Below are 18689 nucleotides of genomic sequence, written 5' to 3' on the forward strand. Positions count from 1 at the left end.
GTTTTCAAAGAACTACTTGGTCGCTCATTTGCGACTTCCTTATGTTAACATCTTCGTTTTTCGATGTCAACTAAGTTTTTCAATTTCTTTTTTGTCGTTTTCTGCGTTTCCGCATCAGCGACGGTTATTAATATATCATGGTGAAAAATGAAATGCAACACCTTTTATAAACTTTTTTTAAAACTGCCCACATTTCTTTTTTTATATCATATACTTAAACGAAATATCTCTTTCATGTATGAGCAATTCCTACATATATTTTATATAAAGTTACTCTATCAAAAGACGTTTCTTTCTATAATAAGCGTTTTATTCATATAGCATATCATACAGGGAGGAATATATATGGACTATACCGATTTATTAATCAAACTAGGTCTCTCGGCTATTTTAGGATTTGCCATTGGTTTAGAACGTGAATTAAAACGGAAACCACTTGGTTTAAAAACGTGTTTAGTTATTTCTATTATTAGTTGCCTCCTAACGATTGTTTCTATTAAAGCAGCTTATAACTTACCACATACCGATCATATGAATATGGATCCACTTCGACTTGCCGCTCAAATTGTATCAGGAATTGGTTTTTTAGGTGCTGGCGTAATTTTAAGAAGAGGTAACGATAGCATTGCAGGGCTCACGACTGCCGCTATGATCTGGGGTGCTTCTGGTATTGGTATTGCTGTTGGGGCCGGATTCTATATTGAAGCGATATTCGGAATGTGTTTCCTTATGATTAGTGTCGAACTTATACCACTCGCGATGAAATATGTAGGCCCTAGATCATTTCGTCAACGTGATATCGCTGTGAAACTTGTTGTACGAAATATGGACAATATCCCAATCGTAATTGAAGAAATAAAAGAAATGGATATAAAAGTTAAGAATATGAAGCTTAAAACATTAGAAAACGGTTCTCACTATTTACATCTTAAACTGTCCATTGATCAAAAAAGACATACTGCTGATGTTTACTATGCTCTCCAGCATCTTGAAAGTGTCCAACAAACTGAAGTGGAAAGTATGTAACATAAAACAAACTCTCTTTAATTAGAGAGTTTTTCTTTTTTCTATAATGGCAACAATGAATGTAGTCCTACAAAGTAAGGAGGAATAGGCAATTGAAATCCCGTCCGAATTTAGTAGATACATTTCGTGATTCCATTATTTTTCGTTTAATTTGTTTTATTATTGTACTGACTGCTTTTTCCGGTTTTCTTATACATAGATTAGAACCTTTTCATTTCACTACATGGTTTGACGGAATTTGGTGGTCAATCGTTACCATTTTTACAGTTGGATATGGAGACTTTGCTCCCCATACGACGATAGGAAAACTAATAGGTATAAGTATTATTTTATTAGGAACTGGCTTTTGTTCTTATTATATGGTGCTGTTTGCTACTGAAATGATTAATAAACAATATATGAAAATTAAAGGTGAAGAAGCCGCTACTTCTAACGGTCATATGATTATCGTTGGCTGGAATGAGCGCGCAAAACATGTTGTAAAGCAAATGCACGTATTACAACCAAACCTTGATATCGTTTTAATTGATGAAACACTTTCTTTACTCCCAAAACCATTTCATCATTTAGAATTTATAAAAGGTTGTCCGCATCACGATCAAACTTTATTAAAAGCCAATATTGCAACGGCACACACCATATTAATAACAGCTGATAAAGAAAAAAACGAAAGCTTAGCGGATACACAGTCCATTTTAAATATTTTAACTGCAAAAGGGCTCAACCCAAACATTCACTGCATCGCTGAACTTCTTACTTCTGAACAAATACAAAATGCAACGAGAGCTGGCGTGTCAGAAATTATAGAAGGAAATAAATTAACGAGCTATGTATTTACCGCTTCTCTTTTATTCCCTTCCATTTCAGGTGTACTATTTTCACTTTACGACGAAATCTCTGATAATAAATTACAACTGATGGAGCTTCCATCGTCCTGCACCGGACAAACTTTTGCCAATTGTAGCTATACTCTTTTAAAGCAAAACATTCTCTTACTAGGTATAAAGCGCGACGAACAATATATGATTAATCCAGTTCATTCCTTTGTTCTCATTGAAAGCGACATACTCATTGTTATTCACCATTAGTAAAATGACGCTCTAATTCTTGCATGAGCACTTTCCCAATATTGATATATTTTCTTTTCACATCTCCATCTGGATCTTTCGGCTCAGCAAATTGATCCATTCCACTCGTTCCAGCTGTTAAAGTATTCACATTATCATCTAGTTCGTCTTGATATACGTGCGAAAGAATATACGGCGTTCCAAGACGAACTATTACGCCTGGTACATCTAGTTCTCCATCAATGGCTGTAAATGGAACTCGTAAAAATTGATACCCATCTTCTTCATCAATTTTGTAATCGAAGCATCCTTTATCATAATCCCAATTACCACCGATGCTATATCCAAGTGGTTTCATAATCTCTTCTAACTTATATAACGCATATGTACGTCCTTCTAAATTTGATTGAATCGGAATCAAGCCCATCCCTCCTAGACTTTTCCTTTAGCATACCCACTTTAGTTTGAATATACTGATGGACTTTTCGATAAAATAATAAAAAGCGACCGGAATCCGGTCGCTTTTTATTATTTTAAACGCTCTTCTAATTCTGCTTTTAATTCTTCAAATCCTGGTTTACCAAGTAAAGCAAACATGTTTTTCTTGTATGCTTCTACTCCAGGTTGGTCAAATGGATTCACGCCTAATAAGTAGCCGCTCATCGCACATGCTTTTTCGAAGAAGTATACAAGGTAACCGAATGTGTACTCATTTAATTCAGGAATATTTACGATTAAGTTTGGTACTCCCCCGTCGCTATGTGCAAGTAATGTACCTTCGTATGCTTTTGTGTTTACGAAGTCTACAGTTTCACCAGCAAGGTAGTTTAATCCGTCTAAATCGTTTTCTTCTGATTCGATTGTTAGTTCATGTGTAGATTTACCTACTTTAAGAACTGTTTCAAATAAGTCACGACGCCCTTCTTGAACGTATTGACCTAATGAGTGTAAATCAGTTGAGAAGTTTGCTGAAGATGGGAAAATACCTTTTTGATCTTTTCCTTCACTTTCACCAAATAACTGTTTCCACCACTCAGCGAAGTATTGAAGTGCTGGCTCATAGTTAACAAGCATTTCAATTGTTTTTCCTTTATTGTATAAAGCGTTACGAACTACTGCGTATTGGTAAGCTGGATTTTCTTCTAGTTCTGATGTTCCGAAGTCATCATGACCAGCAGCTGCACCTTTCATCATCTCTTCAATATTTAAGCCACTTACTGCGATTGGTAATAAACCAACTGGCGTTAATACAGAGAAACGACCTCCAACATCATCTGGAATAACAAATGTTTCGTAACCTTCGTTATCAGCTAATGTTTTTAATGCACCACGCGCTTTATCTGTAGTTGCATAAATACGTTTGCGAGCTTCTTCTTTTCCATACTTTTCTTCTAATAACTTACGGAAGATACGGAATGCTAGTGCTGGCTCTGTTGTTGTACCTGATTTGGAAATAACGTTAATAGAGAAGTCTTTACCTTCTAATACGTCCATTAAATCTTTCATGTAAGTGGAGCTAATGTTTTGTCCAACAAATAGCACTTGTGGAGTTTTACGTTGTTCTTTAGAAAGCGTGTTGTAGAAAGAATGGTTTAACATTTCGATTGCTGCGCGTGCTCCTAGGTAAGAACCACCAATACCTACAACAAGTAAAATGTCAGAGTCATTTTTAATTTTTTCTGCGCATTTTTGAATGCGAGCGAATTCTTCTTTGTCATATTGAAGCGGAAGGTCTACCCACCCAAGGAAATCGTTCCCAGCTCCAGTTTTTTCGTGGATTGCGTGATGTGTTACTTTCACTGCATCACGTAAATAAGTGATTTCATGTTCACCGATGAAGGATAACGCTTTAGAATAGTCGAACGTTACATGTGTACTCATCTTTTTCCCTCCAATTATGGATATGTATTTCTGTATTCACTTTAGCGAAACTGAAGTTGTAAATCAAGCGATTAGGCAATTGTAAACGTAACCAATATATATTTTTTAGAAAAAGTTCATTTTTTGCATAAAAATTCGCATTTTTCGGTATAGATGTATATACATCCTTTTCTAAACATTTTTTATGTATAAAAACAACATAACTACCCCATTCTATAAAAGAGTTAATTAACTCATCGCTTGCTCATGCTTCACAATTAAGGGGGGCTTTTTCATGAGTACTTTGCAACGTATCGCATTAGTCTTTACTGTAATTGGCGCTGTGAACTGGGGACTAATCGGGTTTTTCCAGTTTGACTTAGTAGCAGCCATTTTCGGTGGACAAAATTCAGCTCTTGCACGTATTATTTACGGCATCGTTGGTATATCTGGGCTTATCAACCTTGGTTTACTGTTTAAACCATCTGAAAATCTTGGTACGCACCCAGAAACAAACGAAATTCGATAATCAGTATGTCCTTTCACCTCCGACATACGAATATGATTGCATGCAATCATATTTGCAAATATATATCATAAGATAAAGTAAAAGAGGAACGCTCATATGCGTTCCTCTTTTACTTTGTTAACTCGGACTCTTCAATCCATTCTGCCAACTTTTCTCGCAGCGTATTAAATCCGTCTTCAGATGGGTTCGGTATAAGAATCCTTCCTTGTTTTCTTTTCGCCGCTTTTAACGATAAACTCATTTTTCTGTGCTCTTCATCAATTGAAAGTACCTTTACTTCTACTGTATCGCCGACCTTTAAAAAGTCATGAATATCCTTTACATATCCATTTGTAATTTCAGATATATGCACAAGTCCTTGTGTTTCTGCATCTAACGCTACAAACGCACCGTAATCTTGAATTCCAGTCACTTTCCCTGTTACAACCACTCCTGTTGTATATTGTTCTGACATATGAAACACTCCCATACGTTTACCATTCTCTCTACAATTATAGAGAGCAAAGCAGATATATTTATTTTAAATATCCGATTGGTTAGTACGCATTCTAGATAACAATATCTAGAATGCGCATACCTTATATTAGTAAATTATACCACTATGACAGAACTCATTCAAAATTCATGAAAAATTTCCCTTAAAGAAGTATAATTCTCCAATATTGGGATAGACTACTAACACATGGCTTTCTAGTATTCCCCCCCTTTTATGGACAAAACGTATTACGTTTTGTCCTTTTTTTATTTTCAACAAACCGTTCCATTCTCTTCATTGCTTCCATAAGTTGTTCAAGCGACGTCGCATAAGAACAACGAATAAACCCTTCACCACTTTCGCCAAATACGCTACCAGGGACAACAGCTACTTTTTCTTCCAGCAATAACTGTTCTGCAAATTCCGCTGAAGATAATCCTGTTGAAGATATAGAAGGGAAAACATAAAATGCTCCGCCCGGCACATGACACGTTAAGCCCATTTCATTGAAAGATGTCGTCATAAAATTACGACGCTTCTTATAACTATCTCTCATCCGAATTACTTCATCATTCCCCGCACGTAACGCTTCAAGTGCTGCGAACTGAGACATCGTCGGTGCACACATCATGGAATATTGGTGAATTTTGAGCATCAATTCTGAAAACTGAACAGGAGCTGCAATCATACCGAGACGCCATCCTGTCATCGCAAATCCTTTGGAAAATCCTGAAATTAAAATCGTATGCTCGCGCATATTTTTAATACTCGCGAAACTTGTATATGCTTCGTCGTATACAAGCTCTGCATAAATTTCATCAGATAATACAATTAGATTGTACTTCTCAACAATCACTGCTATTTCTTCAAGCTCGGATTTATTTAGCATTGCACCTGTCGGGTTATTTGGTGAACAAAGCAAAATCGCCTTTGTTTTCGCTGTAATAGCTGCTTCAATTTGTTCTGGTTGTACTTTAAACTCGTTTTCTAGCTTAGTCTCCACAGGAACCGGAACTCCTCCAGCTAATGTCACAAGTGGTGCATAAGAAACGAAGCTTGGTTCAACAATGAGCACTTCATCATCAGGATTTATAATGGCACGCATCGCTACATCTAACGCCTGGCTCGCTCCAACTGTAACAATGATTTCATCACTTGGATCATAAGATACTGCAAATTGTTTTTTTAGATACTTTGCTATTTCTTGACGGAGCTCCAATAATCCTGCATTTGCTGTATATGACGTATACCCTTGTTCCAAAGAACGAATACATGCTTGCCTTACATTCCAAGGGGTAACAAAATCCGGCTCTCCTACCCCGAGGGAAATAACACCTTTCATATTTGCTGCTAAATCAAAAAATTTTCGAATACCAGATGGTTTTAAAGATTCTGCTGATCTAGATAGTTCAAATTGCTTCATGGTGTCACCACAATTCGCTTATCATCATCGTCTTTTTCATAAATAACGCCCTCATGTTTATACTTCTTCAAAATGAAATGAGTAGTTGTAGAAACGACAGATTCAATTGTTGCTAATTTCTCAGAAACAAACATCGCTACTTCCCCCATCGTTTTACCTTCTAATGTAATAGAAAGATCATATGTCCCTGACATTAAATAAACGGATTTCACTTCTGAATAACGATAAATTTGCTCAGCAACCGCATCAAACCCAACGCCATGCTTTGGCGTAACTTTCACATCGATCATTGCCGTTAAACCTGTATGTTCTTTCACTTTCGTCCAATCGATATGTGTTACATAATCCACAATAATCTTTTCATTTTCTAATCTCGCAACCATCTTCTTTACTTCTTCTACTTCTATATTTAACAGCTTCGCTAATGTATCTACAGATAATCGACTACTCTTTTCAAGACAAGCTAATAATTCTAATTCTTTTTCTGTCACCATATAAATCATCCTTCCTTTTCGTTTGTGTCTAAATTATACAAATACCCTTTCCAGTTTGAAAAGAAGATTTTTCTATTGAATTATGTCAAAATAAAGTGAAACTTTAATCAGCGGAAAAATGCGTGATAAAGCGAAAGGGGATGGAACCGTGAAACCAAAAATTTATATTGCTGAACCAGTTCCGACATTTGTAGAAAACTATTTATCAGAACACTGTGATTATGAAAAATGGGATCAAAATGAGAAAGTACCTCGTGATGTTCTATTAGAGAAAATACAAGATAAAGATGGGTTATTAAATTTCGGATCTGCTATTAATGAAGAATTACTGACAGTGGCTCCTAACTTAAAAGTAGTGAGCAACATTTCTGTTGGTTACGATAATTTTGATTTACAAGCGATGAAAAATCGAAAGGTTATCGGAACGAATACACCATACGTATTAGATGATACAGTAGCTGATCTCGTTTTCGCCCTTATGCTATCAGCTGGGCGCCGCGTTTGCGAACTCGATTCTTACGTAAAAAATGGTGAATGGAACGCTGAAATCGGAAAAGAACACTTCGGACTAGATGTACACCATAGCACAATTGGTATTATCGGTATGGGCCGAATTGGAGAAGCCGTTGCAAAACGAGCAAAATTCGGATTTGATATGAATGTTCTTTACTATAACCGCCGTCGTAAAGAAGAAGCTGAACAAAAATTCGATGCTACATATTGTGATTTACAGACGCTACTGAAGCAGTCTGACTTTATTGTTCTTCTTACTCCATTAACAGATGAAACATATCACCTTATCGGAGAAAAGGAATTTTCATTAATGAAAGAAACAGCAATCTTCATTAATGCTTCTCGGGGGAAAACAGTAGATGAAGAAGCGTTAATCCATGCTTTAACAGAAAAGAAAATCTTTGCAGCAGGCATCGATACTTTTACACAAGAGCCAATTCAAAAAGATAATCCACTCTTATCATTACAAAATGTTGTGACTTTACCGCACATCGGATCTGCAACATTAAAAACTCGTCAGCAAATGGCCATGGCCGCCGCTGAAAATTTAGTTGCAGGATTACAAGGAAAAACACCGCCTAATATTGTGCGCGGGTAATACTGAATAAACGAAAGGCAAGATGACATCGTCATCTTGCCTTTTTTTGTTAACATATTTTCTTCTTCCTTGGAGATGATATGAACAAAAATCAATGGAGTGACAAAAAATGAATCATAAATATACTTGTCCTTATTTCACTTTTTCCACTCGCGGCACTACTGTTCATTACGAATTGTATGAACATGATAATAAAACAGAACGCCCTACTTTCGTACTCGTTCACGGCTTTTTATCTTCCTCATTCAGTTACCGCCGTCTCATTCCTTTACTAGCGAAGGAAGGAACAGTCATTGCTCTTGATTTACCACCGTTCGGAAAAAGTGATAAGTCTCATCTGTTTAAGTATTCTTATCACAATTTAGCAACGATTATTATTGATTTAATTGAACATTTATCTCTCTCAAACATTGTATTAGTTGGGCATTCTATGGGTGGGCAAATTTCTCTCTATGTAAACCGTATACGTCCTGAACTCATTTCAAAGACGATTTTACTATGTAGCTCGAGCTATTTAGCGCGCGCAACCTTACCTTTACTATACTCTTCTTATTTACCGTTCTTTCATTTATACGTAAAGAACTGGATTATACGGCGCGGCATTGTTCATAACTTAATGAATGTCGTTCATGATCACTCATTAATTGACGATGAAATGAAAAAAGGTTACTCCGCTCCTTTTTATGACAACCGTATATTTCCCGCTTTAACTCGCATGATACGAGACCGTGAAGGTGACTTATCTTCAACTGAATTACAAAAAATCGAAACACCTATCCTACTCATTTGGGGTGAAAAAGACCGCGTCGTCCCTGTACATGTAGGTCATCGTCTACACAAAGATTTACCGAATTCGAAATTTATTTCTTACGAAAACACAGGACATTTACTACCTGAAGAAAAACCGGAACATGTTTATGAAGAAATTATGGCTTTTTCTGCGCAGTAATATAAAAAGGCTGTCGGAAATTCCGACAGCCTATAATGAACAGCTTCCACCTTCTTTTATTACAAGTAATTCCATAGCTAATTTCTCACATTTTTCAAGCGCAGGTACTTCCTCAAAAGACATAAAGTATATATGTTGAATCTTCTTTGCGATGTATTTTGGATCGTCAAACACACTTATGACGTTCACAACATCGCTCGCTTCTGTTTCATAAAACTCCGGTCCCATTTGAAACGGATCCCAATTCTTCACAACCTCTATCATCTTTTCATATGTACCCATTCGCTTCCCGCCTTTTCACTTTTTAATACTTTTCTTTATCCTATCACATCAGCTATTCTATAAGAAGAGAGAGAACTTTCATAACTTATTGGTTTTACAGAAGAAGGGAGCAAACTTATGCAACTATTTCATAAAGCAATCAATCGACGTGGAACGCATAGTATAAAATGGGATACATATAAAAACGAAGAACTTATCCATGCTTGGATTGCTGATATGGATTTTGAAGTACCAAAACCAATTCAAACTGCCTTAAAACAACGAATCGAACATCCGATTTTTGGCTATACACTTCCTCCCGAAAATATTGGGAATATTATTTGTAACTGGACAAAACAACAATACGATTGGGATATTCAAAAAGAATGGATTGTCTTTAGCGCCGGAATCGTTCCAGCTCTTAGTACGAGCATACAGGCTTTCACAAAAGAAAACGAATCCGTTCTCGTACAACCACCTATTTATCCTCCATTTTTCGAAATGGTCACAACAAACAACAGACAGTTATACGTGAGTCCATTACAGAAACAAAATGATACATATGTGATAGACTTCAAGCATTTAGAAAAGCAGTTTCAGCAAGGCATCAAACTCATGCTTCTTTGTAGCCCTCATAACCCAATCGGGCGCGTTTGGACGAAAGAGGAACTTTTGCAGCTCGGATCGTTATGTACTAAATATAACGTAATCGTTGTGGCGGATGAAATTCATTCCGATATTATTTACGCAGATCATACACATACACCGTTCGCTTCTTTATCTGAAGAATTAGCAGCTCGCACGATTACTTGTATGGCTCCAAGTAAAACATTTAATATCGCTGGATTACAAGCATCGATTATTATCATTCCAAATGAAAAACTCCGTCAAGCCTTTACATCTATCCAATATAGACAAGGCTTCCACGGATTAAATATCTTCGCTTATACAGCGATGCAAAGTGCCTATACAGAATGTAATGATTGGCTAAACGAAATTCGATTATATATAGAAGATAACGCTCAATTTGCTTGTGAATATATTAAAACTCACATACCTGCTCTTTCCGTAACGAAGCCAGAAGGTAGCTTTTTATTATGGATTGATTGTTCTCGTCTAAAGCTTTCTCAAAACGAGCGTACTGCATTACTTGAGGAAAAAGGAAAAATCATTGTTGAACCTGGTGAGAAATACGGGTTAGGTGGCGAAGAACATATTCGAATTAATATCGGCTGTCCACGATCTGTTTTAGAAGAAATTTTAAACAGACTGCGTCATACGTTTTCATAATAAGAAAGGAGTCTGTCCCCCTAATCATTCTTGGACAGACTCCTTTGTAATATTTTGTCGGTAAGTCGCTATATTTCAAGTTACGGTCGATATATTCCAATAATCGCCGATATAATTTGAGTTACAGTCGATATATTCCAATAATCGCTGATATATTTTTAATTACATTTCACAAAGAAAGCTACCATTCACGGTAGCTTTTACTTTTTCTTCATATCCGATGCTTTTTTTACAATTACGCCACAAGCAATTCGATCCCCTGATTTACCTGTCGGTTGAGTCATACCATCATCAGGGTTTTCTGTAATAATAATAGACGCTCCATCTTTTCTATGAATCGTCGTTTTTCCTTCTTCAAGTGTGATGTGAGGTGCATCGATTTCCGCTTTAATCTTTCCAGAACCATCTGCAACTACGTTCGGTAAATCACCGTTTTCTGCACCCTTCGGATTAAGAAGACCATGTTTTTTATCATCAGGATTAAAATGATTCCCGGATGATTCAAAACGAGGTGCCTTACACTCTCCGATTTCATGTACATGTAGTCCGTGTGGTCCTGGCGTGAAACCTTCTCCTTTAATCGTAATTTTCACGCCACTTGTTTGCTGCACTACTTTCGCAGTCCCTACTTCATCTCCTGAAGCATTATGTAATTTCACTTCAATTTCTTTCGGCTTTCCTTGGTCACAACCTGCCATCAGAAATAATAAACAACAACTGAAAAAAAGCCGTTTCTTCATTTTATTCCCTCCAAAATATATTCTGCCCTTAGATTGTCCGAGCATAGAGGGAAACATACAAAAATGCATTACTGTTTCTTTTCAGCTAATAGTTTTTCTTCAACTTTCTGCAATCGCTCTGCTTCTCTTTTTGATACACGAATAAACATGCGCCACGTGGCAATAGCACCGATAATAAATAGAACGCAAACAATCCCTGGAATAATATATTCTGTTTTATCTTCCGGAAAATATAAAGGCATCATATAGAACACTCCTTATTATAGGATTTATAAAACATCAGAATTTTCTGTTATATCATTTTAAATTATAGTGGAACCTATCTATATTCTCAAGGGGCGTTCTGAAAGCAAATGATTTCTTTGACTCCTTCTCCTACTTTCCTTACTATAAACTTGAGGTGAAAAATATGAGAGAAACATTTGAAATTGGCGAAATCGTTACTGGTATTTATAAAACAGGAAAATACATCGGCGAAGTTACAAATAGCCGCCCTGGCAGTTACGTCGTAAAAGTATTAGCTGTTTTAAAACATCCGGTGCAAGGTGACTTACATAACGTAAAACAAGCTGACGTACCATTTTTCCATGAAAGACGCGCTTTAGCTTTCCGTGAACAGACGAACATTCCAGAGCAAATGGTGAAAAAATATGAAGGAGAAATTCCGGATTATACCGAGTCACTAAAATTAGCATTAGAAACTCAAATGAATTCATTTTCTGAAGATGATTCACCTTTTGCAGAGCGTAGTCTAGAAACATTACAACAGTTAAAGAAAGACTACAAACTCTAAAAAACAAAACGACCAAATTACATAATGTGCAATTTGGTCGTTACTGTGTGCTCACTTTCTTTAACACTTTTGAAAAATCAACAAGTTCTCCTAATGTTGGAGGTGCTGGCTTTACTAAATACTCTTTATCTTTTTCTACTAGTTTAAAAATATTGTACGTCGTCATCGCATCATCAAGCGCACAATGATGCTTCCCTGTCCCTACTTTTCCATACGCCTCAATTGCTTTCCATAATCCTGTTTGATTTCTTTCTCCAAAAAACTTCTTATACTCAAGCGATAAATCACGACACTGTCCGAAGAATGGAAAAGCTATCCCTGCCATTTCACAATTATGTTTCAGCACTTTCATATCCATATTTCCCCACGTTACAATTGTCGGTTTACATTTCGTTTCGTATTCTGCAAGCTTCTTAACGAGTTCAGGAAATGAAATCCCTTTATCCACGACTTCTTGTTTTATTCCTAAAAACTTCTTACATCGATCCGTTAAAGAAGGAAATGTTTTCGGCCTGACATGTGATGAATACGTATCTTCTACCTTACAGCCAGCAACTGAAACGAGTCCTACCTCAATAATCTCTGGAAAAAATCCTTTCGGTTTCTTTCTATGCTGGGGCATCGTAAACTCAAAGTCTAAAAATAAAAATCGTTGTTCATCCATACGATCCCTTCCTTATCATTTTTGTCATTCCTTTCTATTTGAAACTCCTACACGAACAAGCTCGAATGCTAATTCCATTTTAAATATTCAGATTGGATGTATCTTATATATATGTCAAATGCCCACAAATATTTTAAAAAATAAGAAAAAATGACCTATGCAGAAAATATGACAAAATCTCTCCTTTCATTTACATCCGCAGTTTTTCTACTTTATAATGACGTTATGTGTGTTTCATCTAGTTAATATTTGACACACTAAGAAAAATGAATGAAAGGAGATGAGATTTTTGCACGAAACAACGCAAGAACTCGCTAACTGGCAGTATTATTTTGCTATCGCAGTCTTTTTAATTACATATGCCATTATTATTTCTGAAAAAATTAATCGCGCTGTCATCGCACTTCTCGGTGCAGCATTCATGGTAATTGTGGGGGTCGTCGATTTACATAACGCCTTTACGAAACATATTGAATGGGGAACGATTACGCTACTCATCGGTATGATGATTTTGGTGAACATTACGAGTAAATCAGGTGTTTTCCAATACGTTGCCATTAAAGCAGCAAAAGGGGCACAAGGAAATCCAATTAAAATTTTAATTTCCCTTTCCCTACTTACCGCGCTTGGCTCCGCATTTTTAGATAACGTTACAACTGTACTTCTTGTTGTTCCAGTTACTTTATCTATTACGCGCATACTGCAAGTAAATCCTGTTCCTTATTTACTTTCTGAAATTATTTTTTCAAATATTGGAGGAACAGCAACATTAATTGGTGATCCACCTAACATTATGATTGGTTCTGCAAATAAGCATTTAGACTTCAATGCTTTCCTATTAAATCTAGCACCAATCGTAATTATTATTATTGCAGTTACAGCAACAATACTTTACTTCATGTACCGTAAACAATTAATTGCCGATCCTGTACAAGTTAAAAAATTAATGAGCTTAGATGAAAAACAATACATTAAAGATCCAGTATTAATGAAAAAATCTTTAACGGTACTTGGACTTACAATTGTAGGTTTCATGACTCATTCTATTTTCCATATTGATGCCGCTATTATCGCCTTAACTGGTGCTACTGTACTTATGTTAATTGGTGTGAAAGAACATGAAATTGAAGAGGTATTCGCAAGTGTAGAGTGGGTAACAATCTTCTTCTTCGCAGGGCTATTCGTACTTGTTGGAGGACTTATCGATATCGGTCTTATCAAAATGTTAGCTCAAAAAGTAATTGGTATAACAGGCGGAGATATTTCTTACGCATCCATCCTTATCTTATGGGTATCTGGTATCGCCTCTGCAACAATTGATAACATCCCATTCGTTGCAACAATGATTCCACTTATTAACGATATGGCAGTTGGGCTAGGCTTATCACCATCTGACGCACAAATCGATGTATTATGGTGGGCATTAGCACTAGGTGCTTGTCTGGGCGGAAACGGAACATTAATCGGAGCTTCTGCTAACGTAATCGTTGCAGGTATCGCGAGCCGCGAAGGACATAAATTTAGTTACATGGACTTCCTAAAAGTCGGTTTCCCAATTATGATCGTTTCATTAATCATTTCTCACATTTATATTTATTTACGCTATCTTATGTAGTAAAAAAAGCGCTCTGATAATCAGGGCGCTTTTTTACTTATATCTAAAATATATCGACTTATCAACAAAAAAGAAAAATCTACTCTTTATATCTCACCGGTTCATTTCGAATGATAAATAAATGAATCGGTAAGAACACTGAAAATGTGATTACATGAATAATCGTAAATAATATAGAGTTCGTTCCGTATCTGTCTAAAATAGCGTAGATAAGATAAATGGACAATACAATCGATACAGCTGTTGCTAGTAAACTTATAATTGGTACGAAATTAAAAATAAAACATGCAACGTATATACCGAATACTTTCCACCCTGCTTCTTCTTTCAAAAAATCTGGTAATTTATCTTTCGCTAAGTCACCCCATGTCTTACTATTCAAAAACGGAATAAACGCAAGCACCCCGTCCGTTGCACCATCATTTTTCGCCATCGAATAAAGTGCAAAAGCCGTTAACAAATATGAAATAATTGCCCAAATCAATATAACAAGAATAAACGCAAAACTAAGAGCAAAGAAACCTGCTAATACGCCTTGATCCTCCATCTTATCCTCTCCTCTCTACTTTCAACATATTTCATTACATTGCAAGTTATGTTTTAAAATTTATCCAAACTCTTTGTATAATAAGAGAAGAAAGAGAATAAGAGAGGAGCAACACTTATGCATCCATTTGTAAAAGCATTACAAGAGCATTTCACAGCTCATCAAAATCCTGAAAAAGCAGAACCTATGGCTCGTTATATGAAAAATCACTTCCTATTTCTAGGTATTCAAACACCGGAAAGACGCCAATTATTAAAAGACATCATTCAAATACATACTCTCCCAGATCAAAAAGACTTCCAAATTATCATACGTGAGCTTTGGGACTTACCAGAACGTGAATTCCAAGCGGCCGCACTTGATATTATGCAAAAATATAAAAAGCATATAAACGAAACTCATATCCCCTTCTTAGAAGAACTGATTGTCACAAAATCTTGGTGGGACTCTGTCGATAGCATCGTCCCTACATTTTTAGGCGATATCTTTTTAAAACATCCAGAATTAATTTCTGCCTATATTCCAAAATGGATTGCATCAGATAACATATGGTTACAACGTGCCGCTATTTTATTCCAACTAAAATATAAACAAAAGATGGATGAAGAACTTCTTTTCTGGATTATTGGACAACTACATTCTTCAAAAGAATTTTTCATTCAAAAAGCGATTGGCTGGGTCCTTCGTGAATATGCAAAAACAAATCCGGATGTAGTTTGGGAATACGTTCAAAACAATGAGCTCGCTCCATTAAGTAAGCGTGAAGCAATTAAGCATATTAAGCAAAATTACGGAATAAATAATGAAAAAATAGGCGAGACTCTATCATAGATAGACGCGTTCCTCTATTGAGATTTAAAAAAGAACGTGTTAGAATATGTTCATTATTATTAATATAAGTAGCGATGACGGACTTATAAGTACTTGCATAAAAAGCGATTCAGGGATAGTGAAAGCCTGAAGCCGCAAGGAAACGGCAGTCCCGAGCAATACATGATAAAGTGGATGCACCTTTTGTGTATCAACTAGGGTGGAACCGCGGGCAAACGCTCGTCCCTAGGCAAATAAGCCTTGGGATGAGCGTTTTTTTATGTTCTTTTTAGCATATACTGCTCGTTTCCAAAGTATCAGAGTATGTCATCGCCAATACGTTAACTTTCAAAAGGAGGATTTTCTTATGTATTCAATGGAACAAGTTGTAAACTTAGCGAAACATCGCGGTTTTGTTTTCCCTGGTTCTGAAATTTACGGTGGTCTTGCAAACACTTGGGATTACGGTCCACTTGGAATCGAATTAAAAAATAACGTTAAAAAAGCTTGGTGGAAAAAATTCATTCAAGAATCTCCACACAACGTTGGTTTAGACGCAGCTATTTTAATGAACCCTAAAACTTGGATCGCTTCTGGTCACGTTGGTAACTTCAACGATCCAATGATTGACTGTAAAAAATGTAAAGCTCGTCACCGTGCTGACAAATTAATTGAGGATGCTTTAGATGCAAAAGGCATCGAAATGGTTGTTGACGGTCTTACTTTCGACCAAATGGCTGACTTAATGAAAGAACATGAAGTAAAATGTCCTGATTGCGGTAGTGAAGAATTCACTGAAATCCGTCAGTTCAACTTAATGTTCAAAACATTCCAAGGTGTTACAGAGTCTAGCACAAACGAAATCTTCCTTCGTCCTGAAACAGCACAAGGTATTTTCGTAAACTTCAAAAACGTTCAACGCTCTATGCGTAAAAAGCTTCCATTTGGTATCGGCCAAATCGGTAAGAGTTTCCGTAACGAAATCACGCCTGGTAACTTCACATTCCGTACACGTGAATTCGAACAAATGGAACTTGAATTCTTCTGTAAGCCTGGTGAAGATTTAGAGTGGTTTGCATTCTGGCGTGAAACTTGTAAAAACTGGTTACTTTCACTTGGTATGTCTGAAGAGAGCATGCGTCTTCGTGACCACGGTGAAGAAGAGTTATCTCACTACAGTAATGCAACAACTGACATTGAATTCAAATTCCCATTCGGTTGGGGCGAACTTTGGGGCGTTGCATCTCGTACAGACTTCGACTTAAAACGTCACATGGAACATTCAAACGAAGACTTTAACTATATTGATCCACAAACGAATGAGCGTTACGTGCCATACTGCATCGAGCCATCTTTAGGCGCAGACCGCGTAACATTAGCATTCTTATGTGATGCATATGAAGAAGAGCAATTAGAAAACGATTCTCGTACAGTTCTTCGTTTCCACCCTGCTTTAGCACCATACAAAGCAGCTATCTTACCATTATCTAAGAAGCTATCTGAAGGTGCTACTGAAGTATTCGCAGAATTAGCTAAAGACTTCATGGTAGACTTTGATGAAACTGGTTCTATCGGTAAACGTTACCGTCGTCAAGACGAAATCGGTACACCATTCTGTATCACATACGACTTCGACTCAGTTGAAGACAAAGCTGTTACAGTACGTGACCGTGACACAATGGAACAAGTTCGTATGCCAATTAGCGAACTAAAAGGTTTCTTAGAGAAGAAAATCCAGTTCTAATTATAAGAAAAAGAGGCTGCTCGTAAGAGCGCCTCTTTTTTACTTTTCACGTTTTTCTTTAATTGCTACTGTACATCTTGATATACATAGTAAATCATCATTTTCATCAATAATACGAACATCCCAAACCATTGTCGATTGTCCTCTATGTATCGGTGTTCCGATCGCCGTTACAATTCCATCTTTCTTTGAGCGAATGTGGTTTGCATTAATTTCTAATCCGAAACAAATACATTTTTCTTGATCAATTAAATTATATGAACCAACACTTGCCACTGTTTCCGCTAATGCAACCGATGCACCTCCATGTAAAAATCCAAACGGTTGATGCGTACGCTCATCAACAGGCATCGTAGCAACTACCTTATCTTCTGTCATCTCTAACAACTCAATTCCAAGTGAATCCATTAAAGTTTTTGCCATATCGCTTCCCCCTTCTCTTACTTTAATTAAATGTATAATTTTACCTATTTATTTTCAAACTACTTATAACACTTATATAAGGAGGCTTCACCTAAATGAAACAGAAATTTTGTATATTACTGCTTATGTTCTCCTTGCTGACTATTGTACCAAATTGTGCAATAACAGCCAAAGCATCTAACCTGACAATCGATGTTAAGACTGTAACGCAAAAAGGTAAGAAACCTTATATAGAATATCAAATAAATAGGCCTTCTTTTCACAACTTTTCTGATTCTAAATTTCAAAATAAACTCAATTTATACTACAAAAAATCCACTGACAAATTTAAAAACAAATTAGAAAAAGAAGCAAAAAAATATTATAAAGAGACAGCAGGATCTAGTACACCCTTTCATCCGTACGTAGCAAATGTTGATTATAAAGTCTCTTTAAACAAACCACCTTTTCTTAGCCTATATGTGAATTACTATCAATATACTGGCGGAGCACACGGTCTTTATACGTGGAAGGCAAATACATTTGATTTAAACGAAAAAAAGGTGCTGCACTTAGACGATTTATTTCAACAAAAGGATAAATATAAAGATGTAATCCGTGCAGAGATTGTACGACAAATTAAACAAAATGAAAGCATTTATTTTCCTGATGCAACTGAAAAAGTAATGAGTATGAAAAAATTTCACTTCTTTTTAGAGCCAGACAATCTCGTCATTTATTTCCCTTTATATGAGATTGCTCCCTATTCAAGTGGAATTCCGCAATTTCGTATTCCATATACGTTGCTAAGAGACTATTTAAAGCCTTCTTATCAAAATATTTTGATTGACAACAAGTAAATATTTTCGCTACGATAATGTTAACCTAA

22 protein-coding genes are annotated in these 18689 nt (G+C 36.3%); 11 read left to right on the top strand and 11 right to left on the bottom strand.

Annotation, left to right across the window (positions count from 1 at the left end; all coding sequences use genetic code 11):
• Positions 1-345: 345 nt before the first annotated feature.
• Both ACX9TM_RS24810 and ACX9TM_RS24815 read left to right on the top strand, forming a co-directional pair.
• Positions 346-1026 (top strand): MgtC/SapB family protein, encoded by a 681-nt coding sequence (locus ACX9TM_RS24810; RefSeq protein ID WP_000386676.1) that lies wholly within the window; start codon positions 346-348, stop codon positions 1024-1026.
• Positions 1027-1118: 92 nt separating this feature from the next.
• Positions 1119-2114, top strand: coding sequence for a potassium channel family protein (locus tag ACX9TM_RS24815; RefSeq protein WP_000842320.1), 996 nt, complete (start codon positions 1119-1121; stop codon positions 2112-2114).
• Here ACX9TM_RS24815 and ACX9TM_RS24820 read toward each other — a convergent pair.
• Positions 2101-2514, bottom strand: coding sequence for a YugN-like family protein (locus ACX9TM_RS24820; RefSeq protein WP_000612334.1), 414 nt, complete (start codon positions 2512-2514; stop codon positions 2101-2103). The two genes, ACX9TM_RS24815 and ACX9TM_RS24820, sit on opposite strands and share 14 nt — an antisense overlap.
• Positions 2515-2621: 107 nt before the next feature.
• Positions 2622-3974 carry a glucose-6-phosphate isomerase gene (locus tag ACX9TM_RS24825; protein WP_000103654.1) on the bottom strand — a complete coding sequence of 451 codons (1353 nt, stop codon included), beginning with the start codon at positions 3972-3974 and terminating at the stop codon, positions 2622-2624.
• A 274-nt stretch (positions 3975-4248) separates the two neighbouring features.
• On the opposite strand from ACX9TM_RS24825, the gene ACX9TM_RS24830 reads away from it, so the two are divergent.
• On the top strand, positions 4249-4482 hold the full coding sequence (locus ACX9TM_RS24830; protein WP_000105788.1) for a DUF378 domain-containing protein: 234 nt from the start codon (positions 4249-4251) through the stop codon (positions 4480-4482).
• A gap of 109 nt (positions 4483-4591) precedes the next feature.
• On the opposite strand, the gene yugI is transcribed toward ACX9TM_RS24830, so the two are convergent.
• From yugI to ACX9TM_RS24845, 3 genes are all read right to left on the bottom strand, one after another.
• The gene (yugI, locus tag ACX9TM_RS24835) at positions 4592-4936 is read right to left on the bottom strand and encodes a S1 domain-containing post-transcriptional regulator GSP13 (protein WP_000003763.1); all 345 of its coding nucleotides are present in this window, start codon (positions 4934-4936) and stop codon (positions 4592-4594) included.
• A 253-nt stretch (positions 4937-5189) separates the two neighbouring features.
• A complete protein-coding gene (locus tag ACX9TM_RS24840) occupies positions 5190-6380 on the bottom strand; it encodes an aminotransferase (protein WP_000808537.1) in 1191 nt (396 codons plus the stop codon).
• Positions 6377-6874 (bottom strand): Lrp/AsnC family transcriptional regulator, encoded by a 498-nt coding sequence (locus ACX9TM_RS24845; protein WP_000255696.1) that lies wholly within the window; start codon positions 6872-6874, stop codon positions 6377-6379. The genes ACX9TM_RS24840 and ACX9TM_RS24845 overlap by 4 nt, the downstream gene beginning before the upstream one ends.
• A 118-nt stretch (positions 6875-6992) precedes the next feature.
• Between ACX9TM_RS24845 and ACX9TM_RS24850 the strand changes: the two genes are divergently transcribed.
• Both ACX9TM_RS24850 and ACX9TM_RS24855 read left to right on the top strand, forming a co-directional pair.
• Entirely contained in the window at positions 6993-7985 is a 993-nt protein-coding gene (locus ACX9TM_RS24850) for a 2-hydroxyacid dehydrogenase (RefSeq protein WP_065382089.1), read from the top strand.
• 109 nt (positions 7986-8094) lie between these two features.
• On the top strand, positions 8095-8934 hold the full coding sequence (locus ACX9TM_RS24855; RefSeq protein ID WP_001015861.1) for an alpha/beta fold hydrolase: 840 nt from the start codon (positions 8095-8097) through the stop codon (positions 8932-8934).
• A gap of 30 nt (positions 8935-8964) precedes the next feature.
• On the opposite strand, the gene ACX9TM_RS24860 is transcribed toward ACX9TM_RS24855, so the two are convergent.
• Complete coding sequence (locus ACX9TM_RS24860) at positions 8965-9216, bottom strand: YugE family protein (RefSeq protein ID WP_000537638.1); 252 nt, start codon at positions 9214-9216, stop codon at positions 8965-8967.
• A gap of 117 nt (positions 9217-9333) precedes the next feature.
• Here ACX9TM_RS24860 and ACX9TM_RS24865 point away from each other — a divergent pair, with 117 nt between their 5' ends.
• Entirely contained in the window at positions 9334-10485 is a 1152-nt protein-coding gene (locus ACX9TM_RS24865) for a MalY/PatB family protein (protein ID WP_063220137.1), read from the top strand.
• A gap of 200 nt (positions 10486-10685) precedes the next feature.
• Here ACX9TM_RS24865 and sodC read toward each other — a convergent pair whose 3' ends face one another.
• Both sodC and ACX9TM_RS24875 read right to left on the bottom strand, forming a co-directional pair.
• On the bottom strand, positions 10686-11225 hold the full coding sequence (gene sodC / locus ACX9TM_RS24870; RefSeq protein ID WP_000746520.1) for a superoxide dismutase [Cu-Zn]: 540 nt from the start codon (positions 11223-11225) through the stop codon (positions 10686-10688).
• A 68-nt stretch (positions 11226-11293) separates the two neighbouring features.
• Entirely contained in the window at positions 11294-11470 is a 177-nt protein-coding gene (locus ACX9TM_RS24875) for a hypothetical protein (protein WP_000982757.1), read from the bottom strand.
• 164 nt (positions 11471-11634) lie between these two features.
• Here ACX9TM_RS24875 and kapB point away from each other — a divergent pair, with 164 nt between their 5' ends.
• The gene (kapB, locus tag ACX9TM_RS24880; RefSeq protein WP_001209344.1) at positions 11635-12018 is read left to right on the top strand and encodes a kinase-associated lipoprotein KapB; all 384 of its coding nucleotides are present in this window, start codon (positions 11635-11637) and stop codon (positions 12016-12018) included.
• Positions 12019-12058: 40 nt separating this feature from the next.
• Here the strand turns inward: kapB and kapD are convergent, their stop codons facing one another.
• Positions 12059-12682, bottom strand: a complete 624-nt coding sequence (gene kapD, locus ACX9TM_RS24885) for a 3'-5' exonuclease KapD (RefSeq protein WP_000344356.1) — start codon at positions 12680-12682, stop codon at positions 12059-12061.
• Positions 12683-12971: 289 nt separating this feature from the next.
• Here kapD and ACX9TM_RS24890 point away from each other — a divergent pair, with 289 nt between their 5' ends.
• Positions 12972-14297, top strand: coding sequence for an ArsB/NhaD family transporter (locus ACX9TM_RS24890; protein WP_000545209.1), 1326 nt, complete (start codon positions 12972-12974; stop codon positions 14295-14297).
• A gap of 79 nt (positions 14298-14376) precedes the next feature.
• On the opposite strand, the gene ACX9TM_RS24895 is transcribed toward ACX9TM_RS24890, so the two are convergent.
• A complete protein-coding gene (locus tag ACX9TM_RS24895; protein ID WP_000390061.1) occupies positions 14377-14844 on the bottom strand; it encodes a hypothetical protein in 468 nt (155 codons plus the stop codon).
• A 117-nt stretch (positions 14845-14961) separates the two neighbouring features.
• On the opposite strand from ACX9TM_RS24895, the gene ACX9TM_RS24900 reads away from it, so the two are divergent.
• On the top strand, positions 14962-15675 hold the full coding sequence (locus ACX9TM_RS24900; RefSeq protein WP_000553305.1) for a DNA alkylation repair protein: 714 nt from the start codon (positions 14962-14964) through the stop codon (positions 15673-15675).
• Positions 15676-16021: 346 nt separating this feature from the next.
• Entirely contained in the window at positions 16022-17398 is a 1377-nt protein-coding gene (locus ACX9TM_RS24905; protein WP_000287147.1) for a glycine--tRNA ligase, read from the top strand.
• Between the two features lie 39 nt (positions 17399-17437).
• On the opposite strand, the gene ACX9TM_RS24910 is transcribed toward ACX9TM_RS24905, so the two are convergent.
• Complete coding sequence (locus tag ACX9TM_RS24910; RefSeq protein WP_001140612.1) at positions 17438-17821, bottom strand: hotdog fold thioesterase; 384 nt, start codon at positions 17819-17821, stop codon at positions 17438-17440.
• Positions 17822-17916: 95 nt separating this feature from the next.
• Between ACX9TM_RS24910 and ACX9TM_RS24915 the strand changes: the two genes are divergently transcribed.
• Positions 17917-18660 (top strand): DUF3298 and DUF4163 domain-containing protein, encoded by a 744-nt coding sequence (locus ACX9TM_RS24915; RefSeq protein ID WP_000810326.1) that lies wholly within the window; start codon positions 17917-17919, stop codon positions 18658-18660.
• The last annotated feature ends 29 nt before the right edge of the window (positions 18661-18689 follow it).

The organism is Bacillus sp. LH1, assembly GCF_057924895.1.